The sequence below is a fragment of the Pseudomonas guariconensis genome, assembly GCF_015680235.1.
GTDB lineage: Bacteria > Pseudomonadota > Gammaproteobacteria > Pseudomonadales > Pseudomonadaceae > Aquipseudomonas > Aquipseudomonas guariconensis_A.
This window is the reverse complement of record NZ_JADLJL010000002.1, coordinates 78525-97081: the sequence shown is the minus strand read 5'-3', so window position 1 is coordinate 97081 and position 18557 is coordinate 78525. Positions and strand designations below refer to the sequence as shown.

Annotated in this window: 31 protein-coding genes; 26 read left to right on the top strand and 5 right to left on the bottom strand. The window is 58.7% G+C overall.

Annotation, left to right across the window (positions count from 1 at the left end; genetic code table 11):
- Positions 1 to 384: 384 nt before the first annotated feature.
- On the bottom strand, positions 385 to 573 hold the full coding sequence (locus IRZ56_RS02510; protein WP_196143465.1) for a hypothetical protein: 189 nt from the start codon (positions 571 to 573) through the stop codon (positions 385 to 387).
- A gap of 33 nt (positions 574 to 606) precedes the next feature.
- On the bottom strand, positions 607 to 843 hold the full coding sequence (locus IRZ56_RS02505) for a hypothetical protein (protein WP_090346888.1): 237 nt from the start codon (positions 841 to 843) through the stop codon (positions 607 to 609).
- A gap of 113 nt (positions 844 to 956) precedes the next feature.
- Here IRZ56_RS02505 and IRZ56_RS02500 point away from each other — a divergent pair, with 113 nt between their 5' ends.
- The 3 genes from IRZ56_RS02500 to IRZ56_RS02490 all read left to right on the top strand — a co-directional run bounded on the left by IRZ56_RS02500 (position 957) and on the right by IRZ56_RS02490 (position 4643).
- Positions 957 to 1781, top strand: coding sequence for a S24 family peptidase (locus IRZ56_RS02500; RefSeq protein ID WP_196143464.1), 825 nt, complete (start codon positions 957 to 959; stop codon positions 1779 to 1781).
- Between the two features lie 169 nt (positions 1782 to 1950).
- Complete coding sequence (locus tag IRZ56_RS02495; RefSeq protein WP_196143463.1) at positions 1951 to 3699, top strand: ATP-binding protein; 1749 nt, start codon at positions 1951 to 1953, stop codon at positions 3697 to 3699.
- A gap of 65 nt (positions 3700 to 3764) precedes the next feature.
- Complete coding sequence (locus tag IRZ56_RS02490; RefSeq protein ID WP_196143462.1) at positions 3765 to 4643, top strand: DNA adenine methylase; 879 nt, start codon at positions 3765 to 3767, stop codon at positions 4641 to 4643.
- A 52-nt stretch (positions 4644 to 4695) separates the two neighbouring features.
- Here the strand turns inward: IRZ56_RS02490 and IRZ56_RS02485 are convergent, their stop codons facing one another.
- Positions 4696 to 5025 carry a DUF1654 domain-containing protein gene (locus IRZ56_RS02485; RefSeq protein WP_196143461.1) on the bottom strand — a complete coding sequence of 110 codons (330 nt, stop codon included), beginning with the start codon at positions 5023 to 5025 and terminating at the stop codon, positions 4696 to 4698.
- A gap of 768 nt (positions 5026 to 5793) precedes the next feature.
- Between IRZ56_RS02485 and IRZ56_RS02480 the strand changes: the two genes are divergently transcribed.
- From IRZ56_RS02480 to IRZ56_RS02420, 13 genes are all read left to right on the top strand, one after another.
- Positions 5794 to 6360 carry a hypothetical protein gene (locus tag IRZ56_RS02480; RefSeq protein WP_196143460.1) on the top strand — a complete coding sequence of 189 codons (567 nt, stop codon included), beginning with the start codon at positions 5794 to 5796 and terminating at the stop codon, positions 6358 to 6360.
- A 26-nt stretch (positions 6361 to 6386) separates the two neighbouring features.
- Positions 6387 to 6689 (top strand): hypothetical protein, encoded by a 303-nt coding sequence (locus tag IRZ56_RS02475; protein ID WP_196143459.1) that lies wholly within the window; start codon positions 6387 to 6389, stop codon positions 6687 to 6689.
- Between the two features lie 166 nt (positions 6690 to 6855).
- Positions 6856 to 7254, top strand: coding sequence for a hypothetical protein (locus IRZ56_RS02470; protein WP_196143616.1), 399 nt, complete (start codon positions 6856 to 6858; stop codon positions 7252 to 7254).
- Entirely contained in the window at positions 7251 to 7487 is a 237-nt protein-coding gene (locus IRZ56_RS02465; protein ID WP_196143458.1) for a DUF551 domain-containing protein, read from the top strand. The genes IRZ56_RS02470 and IRZ56_RS02465 overlap by 4 nt, the downstream gene beginning before the upstream one ends.
- Before the next feature lie 20 nt (positions 7488 to 7507).
- The gene (locus IRZ56_RS02460; protein WP_196143457.1) at positions 7508 to 7930 is read left to right on the top strand and encodes a hypothetical protein; all 423 of its coding nucleotides are present in this window, start codon (positions 7508 to 7510) and stop codon (positions 7928 to 7930) included.
- Positions 7927 to 8130, top strand: coding sequence for a hypothetical protein (locus IRZ56_RS02455; protein ID WP_060516552.1), 204 nt, complete (start codon positions 7927 to 7929; stop codon positions 8128 to 8130). The genes IRZ56_RS02460 and IRZ56_RS02455 overlap by 4 nt, the downstream gene beginning before the upstream one ends.
- Complete coding sequence (locus tag IRZ56_RS02450; protein WP_196143456.1) at positions 8127 to 8342, top strand: hypothetical protein; 216 nt, start codon at positions 8127 to 8129, stop codon at positions 8340 to 8342. Before IRZ56_RS02455 ends, IRZ56_RS02450 begins: the two co-directional genes overlap by 4 nt.
- Positions 8339 to 8605: a hypothetical protein gene (locus IRZ56_RS02445; protein ID WP_196143455.1), complete on the top strand. Its 267-nt coding sequence runs from the start codon at positions 8339 to 8341 to the stop codon at positions 8603 to 8605. The genes IRZ56_RS02450 and IRZ56_RS02445 overlap by 4 nt, the downstream gene beginning before the upstream one ends.
- A 287-nt stretch (positions 8606 to 8892) precedes the next feature.
- On the top strand, positions 8893 to 9705 hold the full coding sequence (locus tag IRZ56_RS02440) for a PD-(D/E)XK nuclease-like domain-containing protein (protein ID WP_196143454.1): 813 nt from the start codon (positions 8893 to 8895) through the stop codon (positions 9703 to 9705).
- Positions 9702 to 10529: a hypothetical protein gene (locus tag IRZ56_RS02435; protein ID WP_196143453.1), complete on the top strand. Its 828-nt coding sequence runs from the start codon at positions 9702 to 9704 to the stop codon at positions 10527 to 10529. Before IRZ56_RS02440 ends, IRZ56_RS02435 begins: the two co-directional genes overlap by 4 nt.
- Complete coding sequence (locus IRZ56_RS02430; RefSeq protein ID WP_196143452.1) at positions 10526 to 11038, top strand: hypothetical protein; 513 nt, start codon at positions 10526 to 10528, stop codon at positions 11036 to 11038. Before IRZ56_RS02435 ends, IRZ56_RS02430 begins: the two co-directional genes overlap by 4 nt.
- A gap of 248 nt (positions 11039 to 11286) precedes the next feature.
- Positions 11287 to 11652: a hypothetical protein gene (locus IRZ56_RS02425; protein WP_196143451.1), complete on the top strand. Its 366-nt coding sequence runs from the start codon at positions 11287 to 11289 to the stop codon at positions 11650 to 11652.
- On the top strand, positions 11627 to 11965 hold the full coding sequence (locus tag IRZ56_RS02420) for a hypothetical protein (RefSeq protein ID WP_196143450.1): 339 nt from the start codon (positions 11627 to 11629) through the stop codon (positions 11963 to 11965). The genes IRZ56_RS02425 and IRZ56_RS02420 overlap by 26 nt, the downstream gene beginning before the upstream one ends.
- 131 nt (positions 11966 to 12096) lie before the next feature.
- Here the strand turns inward: IRZ56_RS02420 and IRZ56_RS02415 are convergent, their stop codons facing one another.
- Positions 12097 to 12312, bottom strand: a complete 216-nt coding sequence (locus IRZ56_RS02415) for a hypothetical protein (RefSeq protein ID WP_196143449.1) — start codon at positions 12310 to 12312, stop codon at positions 12097 to 12099.
- 82 nt (positions 12313 to 12394) lie between these two features.
- Between IRZ56_RS02415 and IRZ56_RS02410 the strand changes: the two genes are divergently transcribed.
- Genes IRZ56_RS02410 through IRZ56_RS02400 form a run of 4 tightly spaced genes read left to right on the top strand, consistent with a single transcriptional unit; the run spans position 12395 to position 15439 of the window.
- Positions 12395 to 12922, top strand: a complete 528-nt coding sequence (locus IRZ56_RS02410) for a hypothetical protein (RefSeq protein ID WP_230390317.1) — start codon at positions 12395 to 12397, stop codon at positions 12920 to 12922.
- Positions 12886 to 13158, top strand: coding sequence for a hypothetical protein (locus tag IRZ56_RS23085; protein WP_230390316.1), 273 nt, complete (start codon positions 12886 to 12888; stop codon positions 13156 to 13158). The genes IRZ56_RS02410 and IRZ56_RS23085 overlap by 37 nt, the downstream gene beginning before the upstream one ends.
- 11 nt (positions 13159 to 13169) lie before the next feature.
- The gene (locus IRZ56_RS02405) at positions 13170 to 14567 is read left to right on the top strand and encodes a DNA cytosine methyltransferase (protein ID WP_196143448.1); all 1398 of its coding nucleotides are present in this window, start codon (positions 13170 to 13172) and stop codon (positions 14565 to 14567) included.
- Positions 14568 to 14575: 8 nt separating this feature from the next.
- Entirely contained in the window at positions 14576 to 15439 is an 864-nt protein-coding gene (locus IRZ56_RS02400; protein ID WP_196143615.1) for a hypothetical protein, read from the top strand.
- Positions 15440 to 15486: 47 nt separating this feature from the next.
- Here IRZ56_RS02400 and IRZ56_RS02395 read toward each other — a convergent pair whose 3' ends face one another.
- A complete protein-coding gene (locus tag IRZ56_RS02395; protein WP_024086940.1) occupies positions 15487 to 15786 on the bottom strand; it encodes a hypothetical protein in 300 nt (99 codons plus the stop codon).
- 181 nt (positions 15787 to 15967) lie between these two features.
- Between IRZ56_RS02395 and IRZ56_RS02390 the strand changes: the two genes are divergently transcribed.
- The 6 genes from IRZ56_RS02390 (at position 15968) to IRZ56_RS02365 (ending at position 18557) form a co-directional block, all read left to right on the top strand.
- Entirely contained in the window at positions 15968 to 16366 is a 399-nt protein-coding gene (locus IRZ56_RS02390; RefSeq protein ID WP_196143447.1) for an HNH endonuclease, read from the top strand.
- Positions 16341 to 16634, top strand: coding sequence for a hypothetical protein (locus IRZ56_RS02385; protein WP_196143446.1), 294 nt, complete (start codon positions 16341 to 16343; stop codon positions 16632 to 16634). The genes IRZ56_RS02390 and IRZ56_RS02385 overlap by 26 nt, the downstream gene beginning before the upstream one ends.
- Positions 16631 to 16918: a hypothetical protein gene (locus IRZ56_RS02380; RefSeq protein ID WP_196143445.1), complete on the top strand. Its 288-nt coding sequence runs from the start codon at positions 16631 to 16633 to the stop codon at positions 16916 to 16918. Before IRZ56_RS02385 ends, IRZ56_RS02380 begins: the two co-directional genes overlap by 4 nt.
- A complete protein-coding gene (locus tag IRZ56_RS02375; RefSeq protein WP_196143444.1) occupies positions 16915 to 17154 on the top strand; it encodes a hypothetical protein in 240 nt (79 codons plus the stop codon). Before IRZ56_RS02380 ends, IRZ56_RS02375 begins: the two co-directional genes overlap by 4 nt.
- The gene (locus IRZ56_RS02370; RefSeq protein ID WP_196143443.1) at positions 17151 to 17531 is read left to right on the top strand and encodes a phage protein NinX family protein; all 381 of its coding nucleotides are present in this window, start codon (positions 17151 to 17153) and stop codon (positions 17529 to 17531) included. The genes IRZ56_RS02375 and IRZ56_RS02370 overlap by 4 nt, the downstream gene beginning before the upstream one ends.
- A 291-nt stretch (positions 17532 to 17822) precedes the next feature.
- Positions 17823 to 18557 carry a metallophosphoesterase gene (locus IRZ56_RS02365; protein ID WP_196143442.1) on the top strand — a complete coding sequence of 245 codons (735 nt, stop codon included), beginning with the start codon at positions 17823 to 17825 and terminating at the stop codon, positions 18555 to 18557.

Below are 18557 nucleotides of genomic sequence, written 5' to 3'. Positions count from 1 at the left end.
CATTCACTGCCAGGTCAAAATGACTGCGCGCCACGAAATCGTGATTCGCATTTTGTGGCGCGGGCCCGCTCAGGGCCTGTACATGTAGGTGGGAGCTATGCATAATCAGCCTCACAGAAGTAGTTGAAGAAACCGCCCCGCCAGGCGGTTTTTTTATGCTCACGATTCGGGCTTATCAGGGCCTGGTCAGGCCCTTCGGTGGAATGGCGTTACCACCCCCCGCGGGTTACGGGGCTTGGTTCGGCTGGCCAGTTCTCGACGGATGAGCTCTGCTGCAAGCGCCTCAGGAGTCATCCCCCGACGCGCAGCCTCTCGCTCCAACTGCTCCATCAATCCCTGGTCCAGGCCGACCTGTTCAATAGGCATGGGCCCTCCTCCGGGCCTTCAGGCCACTTCGTGTTCACCGGTAGTCTCCGAAGACAGGGCGGCCAATTGCGCCTCAAGCAGCTCACGGCACAGCACCGCACGCTGGGTGCGGTGAAACTTGGCCAGCGCCTGAATCAGTTCGAACGTGTCCTCATCGACCCGGACCTTGATCTCACGGTCATGCAGGTGCTTGGGGTTGGCGTACATGCGGGAAAGGCTCCTTGCTGCTGTTGAAGATGGTTAGGCGGCGCCCTTAAGCGCTTTTCGAGCAAACGTGATGAGATCTGGGCGCAAGCCGGCGATGGTGATTTCTCCACCAGATGCGTCTTGCAGCCGTTCGGCGAGATCAGCAGAGGCCTTCCGGTGACCACCTGCGAGCTGCCACAGATGACCCACGGATGTCTTCGCGGCGGCAGCAACTGCCTGGCGCCGCTCATTTGTGGCCCCGCTCAACCAATCACGGAGGTGATCATTCATGAGGGTTCTCCTTACACATATGGCGAAATTTAGCTCATGGCTAATGTTCGAGCAAGGGAAATTTAGCTTTGCGCACATTTAGCAGTCAGCTAAACACTGGCATTCTTCGCGTCATGGATATCTACGAGATTCGCAAACACAATCTGGTCAAGCTGATCGGCAGCCAGAGAAAAGGGTCCTGCGCTGAGCGCTGGGGGATGGCTCCTGCGCATCTGAGCCAAATCCTCTCGGACAAGACGGCAAAGAACCTGGGCGACGATGTCGCGCGGCGAATCGAAGAGGTTGAGGGATTGCCCCGAGGCTGGTTCGACTCGATCCCTGCTGGCGAAAACGCACAACCGCAAGCGGAGGCCGTGGACAGCAAGCTATCGGCTGCCGACTTGGTCAAGCAGATGCTGGCCAAGAGCGGGAAGGGAATTTCTGAGGAAACTCGCCAGCGTTTGCTTGCAGCGGCTGAGGAGCCGGCTGTCTCAAGCGTGATTACGGCTGACTTTTCCCGGCCAGGTCTTGTCGGGGATGAGGTGCGGATCGCCCACTACGATATCCGCGGGGCCATGGGCGGCGGACAGGTTGCCCCCGACTATCCTGAAATGCTCCAGGACGTCCGTGTCAGCCCGAAGCATCTGCGCGAGCTCGGCGTGGAGTTCACCGAGCACTACCACCTCAAGCTGGTCACCGGCTGGGGCCAGTCAATGGCACCCACTATTAAGAACCGGGACCCGCTGATCGTCGACGTAAGCATCCGAGAGTTCGTTGGTGACGGGATCTATCTGTTCTCCTGGGGCGACCATCTGTATATCAAGCGGCTACAGATTGCGGACGAAGATCACTTCGAGATGATCTCGGACAACCCGAAGCACAAGGATCGGATGATCCGGCGGGAAGAGACTTACATCCAGGCCCGTGTACTACTGGTCTGGAATGCGCATCTACTTTAGCCGTTTTTCAACCTCGCCATGATTCAAGTTAAGCGTTCGGCAAACTGATAAGAGGTTGAGCAAGAATTTGACGGAAAGTAATTGATTACAAGAAAACACATAAGAATCAAGAAAGCACAAACAACACCAACACCCATTAGCATCGCAGGGCGTCGTCACAGGGAAGATTATGGCCACACGTCATACCAGCCTTAAAAAACAAAAAAAGACCGAGTTTGAAAGCCAAATTCTGCTTAGAAAACTTAGGATCAATACTCCTCCGTTCCGCAAACTTAAAAAAATCGAGATCGAGTTCGCAGAGAGAATTACGCTGATAGCCGGACATAACGGCATAGGTAAATCGACAATTTTAGCTCTGATAGCTAATGGGTCAGGGATAACAGACCAAAGCATCACAACATACGCCGGCAAGTCTTTCACCGGGTTGTTAGATGAAATCATTCACATAGATTATGAGAGTGAATTTCTCACCAATCAAAAAGAGAGAAAGCTTCCAAACCCATATCTCGATTATACCATCAATGGATTAGAATTTTCTAAACGTTGCGGGCAGACTAAGCGTGAAGTAAAAAATCGCGACGGGGACACATATAGATTAGAGGCTCGCGTAGTCCCTCGAAATCTGAAAGATTCTCCATATATAGATCCCGTCAGTGGACTAAGCGTGGGGGTTGCAGCAAAGGTACCACTCCCAACGATTTATCTTGGTATGACCCGCATGATACCTGTTGGGGAGGCGGACCCAGAGTCAATTGAAACCTCAAAGGACAATTCTATCGACCCTGCGGACGCTGAGTTCATAGACAAATTCATCCAGGACATTATCAGTATTGGCCCGAGAGAGAAAGGGAAGATTCCAAACATCACCACCCAATCCATTGTCGGAACAAAAAAGTCTGCGAAACATCCAGACTATAAACATAGCCCCAAAAGCATATCGCTAGGGCAAGACAGCCTCAGCGCGATTGCTACTGCTCTTGCATCTTTCAAGAAGCTTCAACGCGATCTTCCTGATTACCCTGGCGGCTTACTTGTAATCGATGAATTAGACGCTGGACTTCATCCGCACGCACAAGAAGCGCTTATTAACTCAATCAAGAATCACGCAAAAAACCTGCGCCTGCAAGTTGTCGCCACTACTCATTCGCTTTACATGATTGAGATGGTGCACCCAGAAAACAACGAAATAAAAGGCAACGGCCTTAGAATGGACTCGGTAGTCTATCTAACAGACTCAATTGCGCCACGCACCGAAAAAGACATGTCGCTAGAAGCAATCAAAAACGACATGACCTTAACAGCTCCAAAGATAAAAAAAGAAGCAGTAAAAACAGACAATACACTGAAAATCTATTTAGAAGATGCTGAGGCTAACTTTTTCTTAAGCCGACTTCTAACCAGAAGCCTGAAAATCAAGGTCAAGAAAGCGACTAAAAAAACACTCAAAGCGATTCCGATCAGCGTAGGATGCCAGAATCTTCAAGGCCTGCAAAAATTTGACCCTCACTTTAAAACAGTTTTAATAGTCGTTGATGCCGATTCCGCCATCACCAAAGGCCTAAAAAATGTAGTCAAGCTTCCAGGAGGGTGTGACGCTAATGGGAACGGGTATTCCCCAGAGCGAACTCTATACGAATTCGCTCTTGAACTAATGGCGGACGGAGAAAACTACCCGTCCGCAAGACAGTTTTTAAAAGACAATAAAATTACTTCGAATCAAATCGACCGGCATCTAATCAAGGGCGAAACCAATATCAAAGATCGCGTGTCAGCAAAAAAATGGATGAGAAATCGATTAACAATCATTGAGGACTGGGGGCTAGTTGATCTGTGGCTGAATGAGCACCCCGATAAGGTTGAAGCGTTCGAATCTGCCCTGATGACAGCCTCTATTGCTACAGCCAGGCTTACACCTTAGGGGCTGACCAAGTATACTGCCGGCCGCTAGACTGAGGCTGGCCAGCCTCCAACGATGAGATTTTTATGTACTCCAACAAGCTTTATAGCCCGCTTCGCTACCCCGGCGGCAAGGCGCGTTTCGCGCCGTTCATCGCTGAGGTCATGCGCGCAAACGGCTTGGACGGCGGTCATTACCTAGAGCCCTTTGCAGGCGGCGCGGGCGTAGCCCTAGAGCTTCTGTTTGATGGGCATGCGTGCCACGTTCACATCAATGATCTGGACCCGGCTGTCCATGCTTTTTGGTCAGCGGCGACTGCAGACCCGGAGGGTATGCTGCGGCTCCTTCACGACACCCCGATCACGATGGATGAGTGGCATCGCCTCCGCCAGGTGATGCTGGACCAAGACTCAAGTTTGTCGCCCACCGAGAGGGGGTTCGCCACTCTATTTATTAACCGGACCAATCGTTCAGGCATCCTCAAGGGAGGTGTCATCGGAGGCAAGGCCCAAACTGGGACCTATAAGCTAGACGCTCGATTCAGTAAAGACATGATCGCAGCTAGACTTAATCGTATAGCCCAGCATGCGCACAACATCACGGTCCATCGGGAGGATGCTTACAGCCTTCTCAGTCGGGTATCAGAGCTACTTCCTGATCGCTCATTGATCTACCTAGACCCCCCATACTACGTGAAGGGGCGCGATCTGTACCGAAACTTCTACAAGCATGACGACCATCTGCAGATTGCCCAGTTGCTCCAGTCACCAGGATTCAACAGGCAATGGGTTGTGTCGTATGACAGCGCCCCCGAGATCTGCGAGATGTACAGCGGCTCAGAAGCGCTGAAGTACGGTCTTCACTATACTGCCCAGGCCCGGTATGTTGGTGATGAAGTGATGTTCTTCAAGGATGGTCTCAAAGTGCCTGATGCTGAAATCCCGAAGGCGTCAACCGCAGGCTGAAACCTGCCCATACGTCAAATTGGGCCCGCCTAGTGCGGGCTTTTTGTGACCATCAGAATGGCGCTTCGTCCTCTGCAGGCTGCTCGCCTTCAACGTCCTTATCCCGTTCGACCGCCTGGTCGCCATCGTCCGGCTTCTCCCATTGCAGAATCACCGATCCGTCATCGCAGAAGGTCATGTCCAGGCCGTCCGTTTCGGATAGCAGCTCCATTATCGCATCCCAATCCTGATCACTGTCCGTATCCAGGCGATGGATCAGCACCCTCCTCCCAAGCTGCGCCAGCGGCGAATTGATCATTGCTGATACCCGCAGCCCAAGGCGCTCCAGGCTAGTAAGTTCCTCTCGTGCTCCGCTCTGCCGATCCTCAAGTACTGCCGCCATTTTCCTACCTCCAATACTGTATATCCGTACAGCTCAGTCAGAATCATAGCTCAGTGCTAAGCGAAGCGTAAAGACACCCTGCCGGGAAGGTTGGGTTAGGTGGGGTTTCTCGCCCAGCGAAAATAATTTAGCTTTGAGCTATTGACGCAATTTTAGCTTGCGGCTAAATTTCACTCCATCGAGGTGCTACACAGCCCCTCGGGAGGCCCTCAAGCCTCACCGCTCTTTAACAAGCCAGCGCAACACAGAAATACCAACAGACCGCATTGCCTCTACCGGCGACCGGCGATCAGACGGGTCAGATAGCCCGCCCACGGCAGGAGCACCCTGCACGGCTGATCGAGAGCGAAACGCTCGAACCGCGCGAACGACCCGGCAAGCAGTGCGCCCCGCGAATCCCCGCGGCAGAAGGGAGAGATACCTATTTGAATTAGCGCCCCGAGCTTCGGCATTGAGGGGCGCCGGACCTCATGCACCCTGCCCTAATCACCCGGGCAAACAGAGCTGCAGCGTGCATGTTGTAAGGACCTGCGATCCATGGCGAATAGGCACTGATTGCCGCCATGAGGAGGAAGCTCGAAGCCCACACCGACGACTAAGCCTGACCTGCAATCAGCGGCGGGAAAATGGCTATGACATCGCTGACGCAATACCCCGGCCTGTCGCCAGTAGCGAGGCCGGTCCAACCGATTCACTGAAGCACCTGGGCGACCGGGTGCTCACCAAAGCCACTTGCACTAGGTGGTTTTGGTGACAAGAGGAGCGACCATGCGAAAAGGCATCATCTACGGCGTGGGCATCAACGACGAGCAAACCACAAATGGTTGCCCCTTCTACAACCGATGGAAGGGCGTAATCAGGAGGTGTTTCGCTCCCGGCAAGAACGAAGCGGATCGATACGCAGGCTGCTCTGTTGATTCGGAGTGGCTGAGATTCAGCGTGTTCAAGCGCTGGATGCAGGACAAGCCTTGGGAAGGCAATCACCTGGACAAGGACATTCTCAGGCCTCAGGAGAAACGCTACTCGCCTGAAACCTGTGTCTTCGTGCCGATTTGGATCAACACACTGCTTAACGACTGCGCCGCCAGTTCAGGCGCTTTGCCGACAGGCGTCTACCTGTTCCGGAAGCGCTACATAGCTCGTGCACACGACGGTCATGGCAAGCGCCTTTTCATCGGCAGCTTTGATTGCCCGCACGAAGCGCACAAGGCCTGGGCGACCGCCAAAGCCGGCGTCATCCGGCAAGCGGTCGAACGATACCGCACTACTGACAGATTCGATGAGCGTGTCTGTATCGCCCTGCTGGATAGGGCTGACAGGCTCGCCGCAACCTGAAATCAACCGCCCTGGAGGGCAAGACGATGAGCTGCACCTGCATCAGCGATGCCGTGAAGCTGGTTTCGGACCAGCTTGCTGAGGAGGCGCCAGGATCCGGGCCTTTCTACATGCGCGCAGAGGGCTACAACCTTTCACTGAACATCGAGACAGGGAAAGCTAGTCGGCGCTTCTGCGTAGAAGTCACCGGCCACTACATGGCGCCGAAGAGAACCGGCGGCATGAAGCGCGTGAACAAGACGGTGTCGGTGGTCGCGAACTACTGCCCGCTCTGTGGCAAGAAGTGCGCGACAGACGAAGAAGAGACAACCAGCGCTACGTCAGCCTGACGTTAACTGCCCGATGCCCTGCTCCCCATCGCTGGGTGTATCGGTCAGAACCATCCCAGCAACTGCCTTGCTGGTAGCGCCCCGGACGAGCGTGCCGGTGCCCGACTCCGCCCTGAATAAGCGGCCTTAGGGTTTGTTCCCGCCTGAGCAGCAGGAGGGACTGCCGATGGTTCTGACCGATGCATCCCGCATCCCCTTCCCTTCACATCGACCGCATTGGCAGGCGCCAGGCCACCTTTCACGGTGGGTTTGGTCACCCGCGCCTGGCTCCTGGCCAATGCGGTTGGCTACCGAGGTTCACAAGATGAGCAAAGACACAGGCGGACCCGCATTTCCCACCCAGATCAACAACAGCGGAATCACGCCGATCAAGGGTTTCAATGGCGAAGAAATCAAGCCGCAAACCTTCAGCGCCTACCCAGGCATGAACCTGCGCGACTACTTCGCGGCCAAGGCCATGCAGGCATCACGCTCAAGACAATCTCAGTACGTCAGCTGGGATGACCTCGCAAAGGACTCTTACGAGATCGCGGACGCCATGCTCGCCGCCCGGGCGAAGCCATGAGCGGCTGGATCAAGTGCAGCGACAGGCTGCCTGACGAGGGCCAGCAGGTTATCTGCACGGGCTTTATCTACAACAACCATGGCGGCGCCCGCTACGTAGCGCCATCGACCTATCACGACGACGTTTTCTACGGCTATGTCGATGAAGACGACGATGAGCGCGTGCCTGGTGACGCAGGAACGATGCACAGGCCAACTCACTGGCAGCCCCTCCCTTCCCCACCCACCGAGTAACCCACCACCTGGAGGCGACCATGGGCGCACTTCGAGCAGCACAGTTTGAGTACGACAACCAGTTGCCGCCGGCGGTGAGCGAAAGCACGGCTGAGCAGGCGGAGGCACGCTGGATAGACGACGGCATCGCCGAATTGATGGCGCGCCGGGACGTAGTGTTTCAGCGCCGGATGCGCCCGAAGCAAGGTGTCACCTACGAGCGCTTTGCCCAGGCGGTGGATGAGTTTGTCATGGGCCAGCTGGGACTGAATGGCATCAGCGACTCAGTGCTGGGCCGCTTGGTCCTGGCGGCGCGCTGCAAGGTCACCAGTGACGCAGCAGCGGCAGCTGACGAGATCCTGAGCGTGGCCAACCCTGAGTCCGTGCTGGAAGAAATCGCCCGTCAGTTGCTTACCCCCTTCGCCAAAGAGGGAGTGCTGGCCCAGGCCGAGGAGGCGGAATGAGCCCTCACAGCTTGGCAGTCAGCGCCATTGAGGCAGCAATCGAAACGATGCTTCTGCCGGGCTCTGGCCCGGTCGAGGACGCCAAAGCCGAAACCCTGGTGGTCGCCTACTTCTCCCTATTGGCCATCGACTCCAACGAGTTCAAACACTACTGCGAGCGCATCCGGCGGATTGCCGAACGGCGCAAGGAGGCTGCATGACTACGCCGATCTTCATGTCGATCGTTGACGAGCAGGTGGCAGAGGTCGCCCAGGCCGTGCCAGATGACCACATCCTGATGGTGTTCAAAGGTCTGACTATGGAGGACGCCATGAACCAGGCGCGCCTGGCTCACATCGAGAACCCGGCGGCGTGGTCTGGCCGGGCTTACCTCTGCGGGATGTGCACCCTGGCTTATGAGGTGCGGACATGAGGGATATCGAGCGCACCACCGAAATCGGCTGGCAGGCTGAAAGCGCTGAGCGTCGGGCCAAGAACCGCCAAGGCAGCGCCGAGATCCTCGCCGAGCGTGGCGTCCAGTTCGAAACCAAGAACATGGGCGCACACCTGATCGTTTCGCACGAAGGCAAGGTCGCTGACTTCTGGCCAGGCACCGGCAAGTACATTCCCCGTGGCGGCGGCAGGCCTGGTCGCGGAGTCTTCAATCTCTTGAAGCTGCTGGGCGTCAAGCCATGACCGGCTACCAGAGAGCCAAGCGCCTCTACATACTGCGCGGCTCCTTCTCCATGCTCCTCGCATGCTCCGTCTTCATGCTCGCCAGCGCGCTGGCCGGCAGCATCACTTCCTGAATCACGTAGCCGAGCACGGCGGCCCCCATCGGGGATAACCGTACCCTTCGGGAGCGTAAGCGGCGAGAGCGCGCAAACATCCACCGCAGCCAGGGCCTGGAGCGTACCTCCGTGCCTGGGTGACCTGGCGATTCCCTTTCAAATGACGGCGCCGGCCTGGCGCGAGGTTCACATATGCAACCCGGATACTACCGCGACCTCAGCAACGAGGCGTACCACGGCGGCGACGGCGTTTCCAAGTCGCAGCTCGACCTGATCGCCAAAGCCCCGGCCTTGTTCCAGTGGAGCAAAGCGGCGCCGGAAGATCCGGAGAAGAAGAAGTCGCTTGACTTTGGCGATGCAGTGCACGCCCTGCTGCTGGAGCCAGAGCGCTACACCGCCGAGTACGCAGTCGGCCCTGCGGATGCGCCGCGCAATACCAAGGCCGGCAAGGAAAAGTGGGAAGAGTTCGAATCCACGCTCACCGGTCAGACCGTTCTGTCGGCAGAGGACGGCAGGAAGATTGGCCTGATCCGCGAAAGCGTAATGGCCCACCCCCACGCCCGATTCTTGCTCGAAACGCAGGGTGACGCCGAGGCAAGCATCTACTGGAATGACGAGCGCGAAGGAGTGCTGTGCCGCTGCCGGCCAGACAAGACCATCGAACGCCTTGGCTGGATCCTGGACCTGAAGACCACGGCCGATATGAGCAAGTTCGCCAGGTCGTTCTACGACTACCGCTATCACGTTCAGGACAGCTACTACAGCGACGGCTACGCAGCGCACTTTGGCGAGGCGCCGGCCGCGTTCGTGTTCCTGGTCGTGAGCACCAGCATTGAATGCGGCAAATACCCAGTTCGCCTATTCACCATGGACTTCGAGGCCAAGGCTGCTGGCCGAACCGAGTATCACCGCAACATCGAAGTCTACGCCGACTGCCTTCGGCACAACGAGTGGCCGGCCATCGAAACCCTCACGCTGCCCTACTGGGCGAAGGACAAGCTATGACCGATATCAACCCATTCGCCCCGCGCGGCATGGCGGAGCACGTGAACCACGGCACTGTGAACATCGAACAGAGCCGGGCCGTGACCGAAGCCCAGGGCAAGCTGCTGCTGGCCAAAAGATTCCCACGCGACGAGGCCCTTGCCTACAGCAAGATCATGAACTCGTGCAGCCGGCCTAGCTTGGCGGCGTCCGGCGAGTACGCCTACCCGCGCGGTGGCCAGACCGTTTCCGGCCCATCAATCCGCTTGGCCGAAGAGCTGGCCCGGTGCTGGGGCAACATTGAGTACGGCATCCGCGAGCTGAGTCGCCAGCAAGGCAACAGTGAGATGGAGGCCTATGCCTGGGACCTGGAAACGAACACTTACTCGTCGCAGAAATTCACCGTTCGCCACATCCGTGACAAGCGCGGCGGTGGACAAGCCCTGACCGAAGAGCGTGACATCTACGAGATCACCGCGAACATGGGCGGTCGCCGCCTACGTGCACGACTGCTGGCCATCCTGCCGCCGGATCTGGTCGAAGCTGCCGTTTTCCAGTGCCGCAAGACACTGGCCGGCGACACCAGCCTGCCACTTACTGACCGTGTCCGCGCCCTGGTCGACGCATTCGCCCAGCAAGGCGTGACCGAGAAGCACCTGCGTGCCTATCTCAACAAGAGCCTGGACGAGATCCTGCCCGAGGAAATCGCCTCTCTGCGCGGCGTGTTCAACAGCATCAAGAACGGGCAGGCCGCAGTGGGAGATTTCTTCTCCATCAAGCCGGCAGAAAGCCAAACCGCAGACCTCAATGCCGCCCTGACTGAGGCGCAAAGGAGTGAAGGGTGAACCAATCAATCGACCTGGAGGCAGCGAAGGCTGCCTTCTTCGCGTCTGGCGGCCAGCTCGTAGTGCTTGAGGGCTTCGAATACGTGCCTTTTCGGCAGCGCAAGCACCCCGAACCAAAGCCAAAGCGGGCCAAGCCAATCAATCAGGAGCGCGGCGGCGAGCGCAAAAACCGCGCCAAGGCCCGCACAGCTCAGATCGAAGAGCTCGCCAAGACCATGACCTGCAGCGAGGTCGCAAAGCTGCTGGGCGAAACCAAGACCGCTCTATGGGGCGTAGCGGCGCGGGGAGGATTCAGATTCTTCAACCCGCCCAAGTCAGCCAGACCGGCGAAGGTAAATGCCGAACCGAGCCAGGAGGATCGCGAACTGGCCGACAAGATCATTGCCCTGCGTGATTCTGGCAAGTCCAGGTGCCGGACCACGGCTGAGCTGGGTATTGGCAACTGTCGGCTCGTCCGGATCCTAGATGATTTTGGCATTGATTTCCCGCTACAGCGGAATCGGGGGTAGGCATGATCGCCACCATGTCTCAGCCTGTGCCAGCCGTGAAGTATGCGGCGGCCATGGCCAGATCCACTGGCCAGCCTTGGGGCGTATACCGAGGTAACAATCGTCTCCTCGTTGTCATGCCCTCTGGCTCTACGAAGAAAGCGCCCATTGAGGTGTGCCACCCATGAGGCGGATCAACAGCCTGGTCCGCCAGCGCAGGCGGCAAGAACAGTTCCACCTGCCGCCAAGCGGCCTATCGGAGCGAAGACATGCAGAAAGCACCTTCTGGAGTGGTAACCCTGCCGGCCTGGATGAATCGTCCGGTGAAGAAGCTGTACATCACCCGCAGCGGCGGCCAGTACCGGCCTGATGATGTGGCCCTGGCCTTTGCGCTGAGCCTGCGGGTGCACGACAGCGCCGACCACCTGCGCAGGCTGGCCCGGCGCCTGGTCGACAAAGTCTGCCTCGAGCACCAGCCGAACATGAAACGCCTGGCCCGCGAGCCGGACGACGCCATGGTGTTCGACGCCGCGCTCAAGATCATCAACCGGGTGTGCGACCTGCTCGACATAGGGCCGGGCACCCGCTTTGTGCGTAATGGAGAAGATGATGGCTCTGACGCAGCAGCAGCGTAATGACAACGCCGAGAAGAAGCGGCTCAAGTTCGACGAGAAGGCGCTGAGGCATCGGGTTAGGCCCGGCATCCATCAGGCGATGGAGCGTATCTGCCAGCGCGCCGATGACATGCCGATCAACGAAGTGCTGCAGATGGCGATCCTCAAGATGGACGCCATGGCCGATGACGAACTGGCCAAATTCCTGATGATGCGCCACGAAATCTTACTTAGCGAAGATGTGGTGCAGGCCTTCTATGACGCCAGCGTGCGCAGCATCGTATCAGATCCAGACCAAGACGCCTGCGACGAAATCGAACGCCCAGCCGCCTGACCCGCGCTGCCCGCCAGCGCCTTCCCCTATTCAACGATAACGCCGACCCGGCGAGGGAGGCGCCTGCTCGCACGGCGTCTCGCAGATAGATGTGTTTCACGACACCAAGCCAACAGCGTGAGAACTGGGGCTCACCCTTTTTTGGTTTTCTTCCAGGTCAAACTTCCACCACCCTCATGATCATAGGTTTCAACGATCAGGTAGTGAGCGACAGTCTTCCCATTCTCATCTATCTCGTAGTAGTTCCAGGTTTCGACGCCGGCGGTGATTTCCATGACACCGTCGCCGGACCTGAACTCATGCTTGTCTGGTATCCGTAAAAACTTCTTCAGTTCCTTCGTGTTCACGTTTGCTCCGATGCGGCCCCATGCCGCTTGTCGACTAAATACCCCACATAAACGAATCACGCCACCCCGGCGAGGACCCACCATGTCCAATCGAATCGTCTGTCAGTTCAGTTGCGGCGCCGCTTCGGCGGTGGCCACCAAGCTGGCCCTGGCTGAGTACGGCAGCACGCACAACGTGCAGATCATCAACGCATTCCTGGCCAACGAGCATGAGGACAACCGCCGGTTCGCCCAGGACTGCGAAGCCTGGTTCGGTCAGTCCATCACCGTGCTGCGAGACGAGAAGTACGGCGCCGACGCTCATGAGGTATTTCGGCGCAAGCGCTTCATGCGCGGCCCGAACGGCGCGCCTTGCAGCAGGCTGCTCAAGAGAAATTTGCTGAGCACCTTTAACCAGGCCGGCGATGTGATGGTCCTTGGTTACACAGCCGAAGAGGCTGACCGGCTTGAGGACTTCCGAGACCGAAACCCTGATCGCCCAGTCATTGCCCCATTGATCGACAAAGATTGGGCAAAGAGGATTGCAAGGCGATGGTTCTGCGTGCCGGCATTGAGCTTCCACTCATGTACCGCATGGGCTACGACAACGCCAATTGCATCGGCTGCGTGAAGGGCGGCGAAGGTTACTTCCGGGCGATCCGTCAGGACTTCCCAGAGCAGTACGAGGCGCTGTGCGCTATTCAGGATGACTTGGGTGAAGGCTCATACCTCTTCCGCAATCGCACCACCAACGTGCGCTTCTCACTTCGCGACCTTGGCGATGGCCCAGTGCGCCGCAACGAGAAGTTGCCCGCCTGCTCCTTCTTCTGCGAGCTGGCCGAGGCCGACATCATCGCCCGCGCCTGACCGGAGATCCTATGCCCATCACCTACGGAAGCGTCTGCAGCGGCATTGAAGCTGCGACCGTGGCCTGGCACCCGCTGGGCTGGCGTGCCGACTGGTACGCTGAGATCGAGCCGTTCCCATGCGCCGTGCTGGCCTACCACTACCCCGAGACGCCGAACCACGGCGACATGACCCGCCTGGCTGCCATGGTGCTGTCCGGCAAGATCCCGGCGCCTGAGGTGCTGGTCGGAGGCACGCCCTGCCAGGCCTTCAGCGTGGCCGGGATGCGAGAAGGCCTCGCCGATCCCCGCGGCGCTCTCACCATCAAATACGTGGAGTTGTTCGATGCAATTGACCATGTTCGAACCATGCACGGTCAGCCCGAGGCCGTCTGCCTCTGGGAAAACGTCCCCGGCGTCCTCTCCGACAAAGGCAACGCGTTTGGCTGCTTCCTCGGCGCCCTGGTGGGCGAATCCGAAGAACTCCAGCCGCCAGGGGGCAAATGGAAGGACGCTGGTTGTGTGTATGGACCCACGCGAACAGCCGCATGGCGGATTCTGGATGCCCAATATTTCGGCCTGGCCCAACGACGCCGCCGTGTGTTCGTTGTCGCAAGTGCTCGAACAGGGTTCGATCCCCTCGAAGTACTTTTTGAGCGAGAGGGCCTGCGCCGGGATACTCCGCCGCGCCGAGGTGAGGGGGCGAACACTACCATCGGAACTCTCGGAGGCACTTCGCCTGGTGGCGGATGGCGATTCGGAGCAGATGAAGCTGCCGCGGGACAACTAATAGCTGGGACCCTCCAGGCAAACGGTAAGGCAGCAGGCAGTGCCACCCAACAGGACGCCGAGAGCGGCATGCTGGTGGTTCACGGTACGCAGGACCCTGACGTGCTGCATGGCATGGCCCACACGCTGGGTCGGAACAACGGCCAGGAGAACGCCCTGCTCGCCTTCAGTTGCAAGGACCATGGCGCCGATGCCGGCGACCTTGCCCCGACGCTTCGTGCCATGGGTCACGGCGCCAGCCACCCCAACGCCGGTGGCCAGGTCGCGGTATGCATCACAGGCGAGATCACCCACACGCTGAAGGCCGAGGGCTTCGACGCCAGCGAAGACGGTACCGGGCGCGGCCAGCCAATGGTCCGGGAAGGAAGCTTTGTACGGCGGCTCACACCTCGGGAGTGCGAGCGCCTTCAGGGTTTTCCTGATGATCACACCCTTATCCCTTATGGCCGTGCCATCCGACCCGAGAAGCTTGAGGCCGATTATGCCCGGTACCTGATGCGTGGCGGGCGAATGACCTTTGAGCAGTGCTTGCAAGCGGCGGCAGACGGCCCGCGCTACAAAGCGATCGGCAACAGCAAGGCCGTCTTCGTCGTCCGCTGGATCGGCCGGCGCATCCAACAACAACTTGAACGTCTCGATTGAGGTATCCCATGCCCACAGAAAACCGATCCAGCAACACCGACCCACGCGATGTGTTCATCAGGCTCAACCCGCTCGGCCTGGGCGAGGAAGAGCTGCGCAAGGACAGCTCCGGCTTCGAAGACCAGCGCACCCACAGCGACTACCTGCTGTTCCTGGCGGGCTACCGCGAAACGCACGCAGAACCGCAGCACCACCCCGAGCCAATAGCCTGGATGGTTGGTACTGCCTTCTGGTGGACCAGAGAAGAGGCAGAGAGGGATGCGGCGGATACTGGGCTGCCGATTGTTGGCTTGGGTCCGATGACTGGTAGCGTTCCAGCCGAGCTGCACCAGGGCGATGCCATCGGCACACTGGTACGAGACTACAACGAGCGCATCGTTTTTACCCCAATCGGCGACCCTCACATAATTGACGATATGAAGGTCTATGCCCACGCCGATCCTGCCGAGGTTGAGAGGCTGCGCGACGAGTTGGAGATTGTCAAAAACAATGACCTCAAGTGGCGGGGTTTGCGGGAGCAAGAGGCGGAGATAGAAAATTTGCGCACTCAGCTGGCCGAGCGGGATGCGCTGCTGCGTGAGGCCCTACCGGCAGTTGAATATGAATCTGGCCGAGGCGATGCGGCAGGAACCAGCTATCTGCAATTGGCAGACAAGATCAAGTCCCTATCCGCCAGCGCAGAGCCGAGCGCGCCGGTTGAGATCGACGAGCGGGCGGATTTTGAAAGGCATGTAATCCTCACGACCGGACGCCCAATTGATTCAGAACTTAAGCGCCACCCAGTCCGTCATGATGAGTATGAATGCAGGACTATGCAAACCAGATGGAATGACTGGCAAGCCCGCGCCGCCCTGGATCGCAAGCCCTCCTGACCACTGGAGTACAAAAGTACTCCACTCAGCTGTAGCCCCTGTCCCCTCTATTTCGAGCAGGCGACTTTATCGAATTTCGGCTGGGTATCGGTGGCGATCCGGCGAGCCCGCCCCACTCCCCAGGCCAGCGCCCTGGTCATTGACTCGCCAGGTCGGGAATCGAAAGCTTCTTCGTGGATCGCCAACCCGTTTGGCGAATACACGCCGATGAACATCTGCGTCGTACCCGTCCGCGACAATCGCACCTGAACATCAATGACCGTTCCATCCTCGAGTTCTTCGTCATGAGTTCGGTGGTGAAGCGTTGGATCAGCCCACTCCCAGAAAACTTCACCGCGAATCCTCATGTCGGCCTCCTACGATTTTAGTTGTATGCCACGGGTGAACTCTCACCATAGCCAAAGCGAGGCGAGACGCAATCTCGGTATCGCAGCTTGAGAACTGAATCGGACCACCGGCCGATTTTCTTGTACCGAACCCAACCACTTGTACAACTCACTGCCGCGATATGGCGGCCAAGGAGCACCCGTGCGCCTGAAGAAAGCTGAGCGTGAGCAGATCCGCCTGAAATACGGCGGCCGCTGCGCCTACTGCGGCAACGCCTTGGGCGAGCGCTGGCACGCCGACCATTTCGAGCCAGTCGTCCGCAACACTGGCGAAGCGGCGAAGACGGTCCCGGCCCTCCGGCCAGCCAACCACAACCTGGCCAACATGATGCCCGCCTGCGTGCCCTGCAACCTGAGCAAGCACCGCATGCAGCTTGAGGACTGGCGCCGCTGGCTGGCAGGACACGTCAACAGCCTCAACCAGTACCACCCCATCTACCGCCTGGCCAAGGCCTACGGCTTGATCGCCGAGACCGGGGCCGAGGTCGTCTTCTACTTCGAAAGGGTGCAGAACGATGCCATCCAAAACCTATCCGCTTGATGTGCGTAGCGTCGGCGAAGACACCTACATCTGCATGAGCAAGGGTCACCACAACCTGGAAGAGTTCATGAAGGCTGCCGTTGCAGATCACCCTGGCTGGTGTCTGGGTGGCCCTGAGCATGTCTGGATCAAGACAACCCCGGGCCACGGGACCTACGACTGCATGTACAACATCGTGCCGCAGGGTACCCGTGGTGCATGGCCGGCGACTTACTGCTGGGAGTTCGGCGAGGGCTACAAGCGCTACAACGCCGAGGTGCAATCATGACCCGCCTCGCCCTCTGCCTCCTGCTGCTGGCCACCGGCGCCAGCGCAACCGAGAACGTCATCGACGTGCAGCACGACAGCCAGCGCGGCGTCACCTGCTACCTGCTCAATGGGGTAGGCATCAGCTGCATCCCTGACAGCCAGCTGAGTTCGCCCACCACCATAGAAAGCCCGAAATCACGGGCTTATGCGCCTACTTCCATGTGGAAAAACGAGCAATTGCCCACCACCCCTACACCGGCTCTGGCGCCTGGGCGCTGGATTGATGAGAGGTATGAGCTGTGAGGAACATCAAAACACGCGAAGGCTATGACCTTTGGGATAAGGCGCACCAGCTCCCCAGGTTCAACTTCTGGCGTGGCGGAGAGGACGAGAAAGGAAGCGTCATCCGCGTGCCAGACAAGCATGGCAACTGGGTCAACTTCGATGACCTGGCCAAGCTCGCCGATGAATATCAGGATGAAATCAACTCTCTGCGCGATCGCCTTGCCAGGATTGAGCCGAAGGCGGTGCAGCGATGACCGACCTGATCGAAGTAAAGACGGCCAGACTGATAGGCGCTGCGCTGGACTGGGCTGTGGCCATCGCAACTGATGCTGCGGAAGTCGCTATTGGTGAGCATGGCGTCATCTGCATCTACGACACGCCCGAAGGTGGCTGCTGGACGAACCTCTATCAGCCTTCGAAGGACTGGAGCCAGGGCGGCCTGCTGATCGACAAACACTCTGGAACATCGCAGCACGTCCACGGGCTACCGGACGACGTCTGCTACGCAGGCGGCCCTGCCGGTGCCGGAGTCTGGTGTTACGGCCCAACCGCACTGGTCGCGTTCTGCCGTGGCCTCGTCAACCACAAGCTTGGTGATACCGTCCACGTGCCGAAGGAGCTGATGCCATGACCGTGATCCTTCCCCTCGCCTACATGGCCTACCTGATCTACAGGGGGCCGCGACCATGAAAGCGCGCATGACCTACTGGAACGGCTCCTGGTGGTGCCGGCGAATGGGCTGCACCGGCCAGGGCTCCACCATGAAGGAAGCCTGGGACGACATGTAGATCCTCTACTTCGAGGCTGTCCGCCCAGCTCGCCCGCAGACGCTCCACTCGCCGCGCGTCCGCTGCGGCTGATTCCAGCCTAACCCCTCCCCCAACTACTCAAGCCCGCCGACATGCGCGGGCGAGGATTCTGCATGCTCGAAAACATCGAGGTGTTACGCATAAAGCGCTTCGCCGCAAACACGGCTGGCCGCGATTTCGCGGTCGGCGACATTCACGGGCACTTCACCCGCCTGCAGGCCGCCCTGGATTCTGCCGGATTCGACCCGGCAGTTGACCGGCTGTTCAGTGTTGGTGACCTTGTCGACCGCGGGCCCGAGTGCCGCGACGCGCTCAACTGGCTGGCCAAGCAATGGTTCCACCCGGTGCGCGGTAACCACGACGACTACGTCTGCCGGTTCGACACCTGCGACACAGAGAACTGGGTCTACAACGGCGGCAGCTGGTTCGCCGGCCTAGCCTGGGATGAGCAACGCGAGTTCGCGACCCAGTTCCGCGAGATCCCGATCGCCATTGAGGTGGAAACGCCCGAAGGCCTGGTTGGCATTGTGCACGCCGACTGCCCGTTCTCGTCGTGGGATAGGTTGCGCTACGAACTGGAATCACCCGAGAGCAACAAGCGGTTGAAGCTTGTGCAGAACACCTGCATGTGGTCGCGCAGCAGAATTCAGGACGGTGACAAGGAGGGCGTCGAAGGCTTGCGCGCCCTTGTATGTGGGCACACCCCGCTCCGGCAGCCGGCCGTGCTCGGCAATGTTTACCACATCGACACCGCCGGCTGGATGGATGGCCACTTCACCCTGCTGGAGCTTGGCTCCCTCCAGTGCACACCACCAATCAAGCCAGGCGTCAGCCACGACTGGGACTGA

Excerpts from the sequence above, each read along its gene's own strand:
- IRZ56_RS02450 (WP_196143456.1), top strand. The coding sequence starts at position 8,127 with ATGACTACGCCGATCTTCATGTCGATCGTTGACGAGCAGGTGGCAGAG.
- IRZ56_RS02405 (WP_196143448.1), top strand. The coding sequence starts at position 13,170 with ATGCCCATCACCTACGGAAGCGTCTGCAGCGGCATTGAAGCTGCGACC.
- IRZ56_RS02445 (WP_196143455.1), top strand. The coding sequence starts at position 8,339 with ATGAGGGATATCGAGCGCACCACCGAAATCGGCTGGCAGGCTGAAAGC.
- IRZ56_RS02470 (WP_196143616.1), top strand. The coding sequence starts at position 6,856 with ATGGTTCTGACCGATGCATCCCGCATCCCCTTCCCTTCACATCGACCG.
- IRZ56_RS02475 (WP_196143459.1), top strand. The coding sequence starts at position 6,387 with ATGAGCTGCACCTGCATCAGCGATGCCGTGAAGCTGGTTTCGGACCAG.
- IRZ56_RS02370 (WP_196143443.1), top strand. The coding sequence starts at position 17,151 with ATGACCGACCTGATCGAAGTAAAGACGGCCAGACTGATAGGCGCTGCG.
- IRZ56_RS02480 (WP_196143460.1), top strand. The coding sequence starts at position 5,794 with ATGCGAAAAGGCATCATCTACGGCGTGGGCATCAACGACGAGCAAACC.
- IRZ56_RS02400 (WP_196143615.1), top strand. The coding sequence starts at position 14,576 with ATGCCCACAGAAAACCGATCCAGCAACACCGACCCACGCGATGTGTTC.
- IRZ56_RS02460 (WP_196143457.1), top strand. The coding sequence starts at position 7,508 with ATGGGCGCACTTCGAGCAGCACAGTTTGAGTACGACAACCAGTTGCCG.
- IRZ56_RS02365 (WP_196143442.1), top strand. The coding sequence starts at position 17,823 with ATGCTCGAAAACATCGAGGTGTTACGCATAAAGCGCTTCGCCGCAAAC.
- IRZ56_RS02485 (WP_196143461.1), bottom strand. The coding sequence starts at position 5,025 with ATGGCGGCAGTACTTGAGGATCGGCAGAGCGGAGCACGAGAGGAACTT.
- IRZ56_RS02420 (WP_196143450.1), top strand. The coding sequence starts at position 11,627 with ATGGCTCTGACGCAGCAGCAGCGTAATGACAACGCCGAGAAGAAGCGG.
- IRZ56_RS02500 (WP_196143464.1), top strand. The coding sequence starts at position 957 with ATGGATATCTACGAGATTCGCAAACACAATCTGGTCAAGCTGATCGGC.
- IRZ56_RS02495 (WP_196143463.1), top strand. The coding sequence starts at position 1,951 with ATGGCCACACGTCATACCAGCCTTAAAAAACAAAAAAAGACCGAGTTT.
- IRZ56_RS02510 (WP_196143465.1), bottom strand. The coding sequence starts at position 573 with ATGTACGCCAACCCCAAGCACCTGCATGACCGTGAGATCAAGGTCCGG.
- IRZ56_RS02380 (WP_196143445.1), top strand. The coding sequence starts at position 16,631 with ATGACCCGCCTCGCCCTCTGCCTCCTGCTGCTGGCCACCGGCGCCAGC.
- IRZ56_RS02490 (WP_196143462.1), top strand. The coding sequence starts at position 3,765 with ATGTACTCCAACAAGCTTTATAGCCCGCTTCGCTACCCCGGCGGCAAG.
- IRZ56_RS02385 (WP_196143446.1), top strand. The coding sequence starts at position 16,341 with ATGCCATCCAAAACCTATCCGCTTGATGTGCGTAGCGTCGGCGAAGAC.
- IRZ56_RS02465 (WP_196143458.1), top strand. The coding sequence starts at position 7,251 with ATGAGCGGCTGGATCAAGTGCAGCGACAGGCTGCCTGACGAGGGCCAG.
- IRZ56_RS02455 (WP_060516552.1), top strand. The coding sequence starts at position 7,927 with ATGAGCCCTCACAGCTTGGCAGTCAGCGCCATTGAGGCAGCAATCGAA.
- IRZ56_RS02505 (WP_090346888.1), bottom strand. The coding sequence starts at position 843 with ATGAATGATCACCTCCGTGATTGGTTGAGCGGGGCCACAAATGAGCGG.
- IRZ56_RS02395 (WP_024086940.1), bottom strand. The coding sequence starts at position 15,786 with ATGAGGATTCGCGGTGAAGTTTTCTGGGAGTGGGCTGATCCAACGCTT.
- IRZ56_RS23085 (WP_230390316.1), top strand. The coding sequence starts at position 12,886 with ATGGGCTACGACAACGCCAATTGCATCGGCTGCGTGAAGGGCGGCGAA.
- IRZ56_RS02425 (WP_196143451.1), top strand. The coding sequence starts at position 11,287 with ATGCAGAAAGCACCTTCTGGAGTGGTAACCCTGCCGGCCTGGATGAAT.
- IRZ56_RS02440 (WP_196143454.1), top strand. The coding sequence starts at position 8,893 with ATGCAACCCGGATACTACCGCGACCTCAGCAACGAGGCGTACCACGGC.
- IRZ56_RS02410 (WP_230390317.1), top strand. The coding sequence starts at position 12,395 with ATGTCCAATCGAATCGTCTGTCAGTTCAGTTGCGGCGCCGCTTCGGCG.
- IRZ56_RS02435 (WP_196143453.1), top strand. The coding sequence starts at position 9,702 with ATGACCGATATCAACCCATTCGCCCCGCGCGGCATGGCGGAGCACGTG.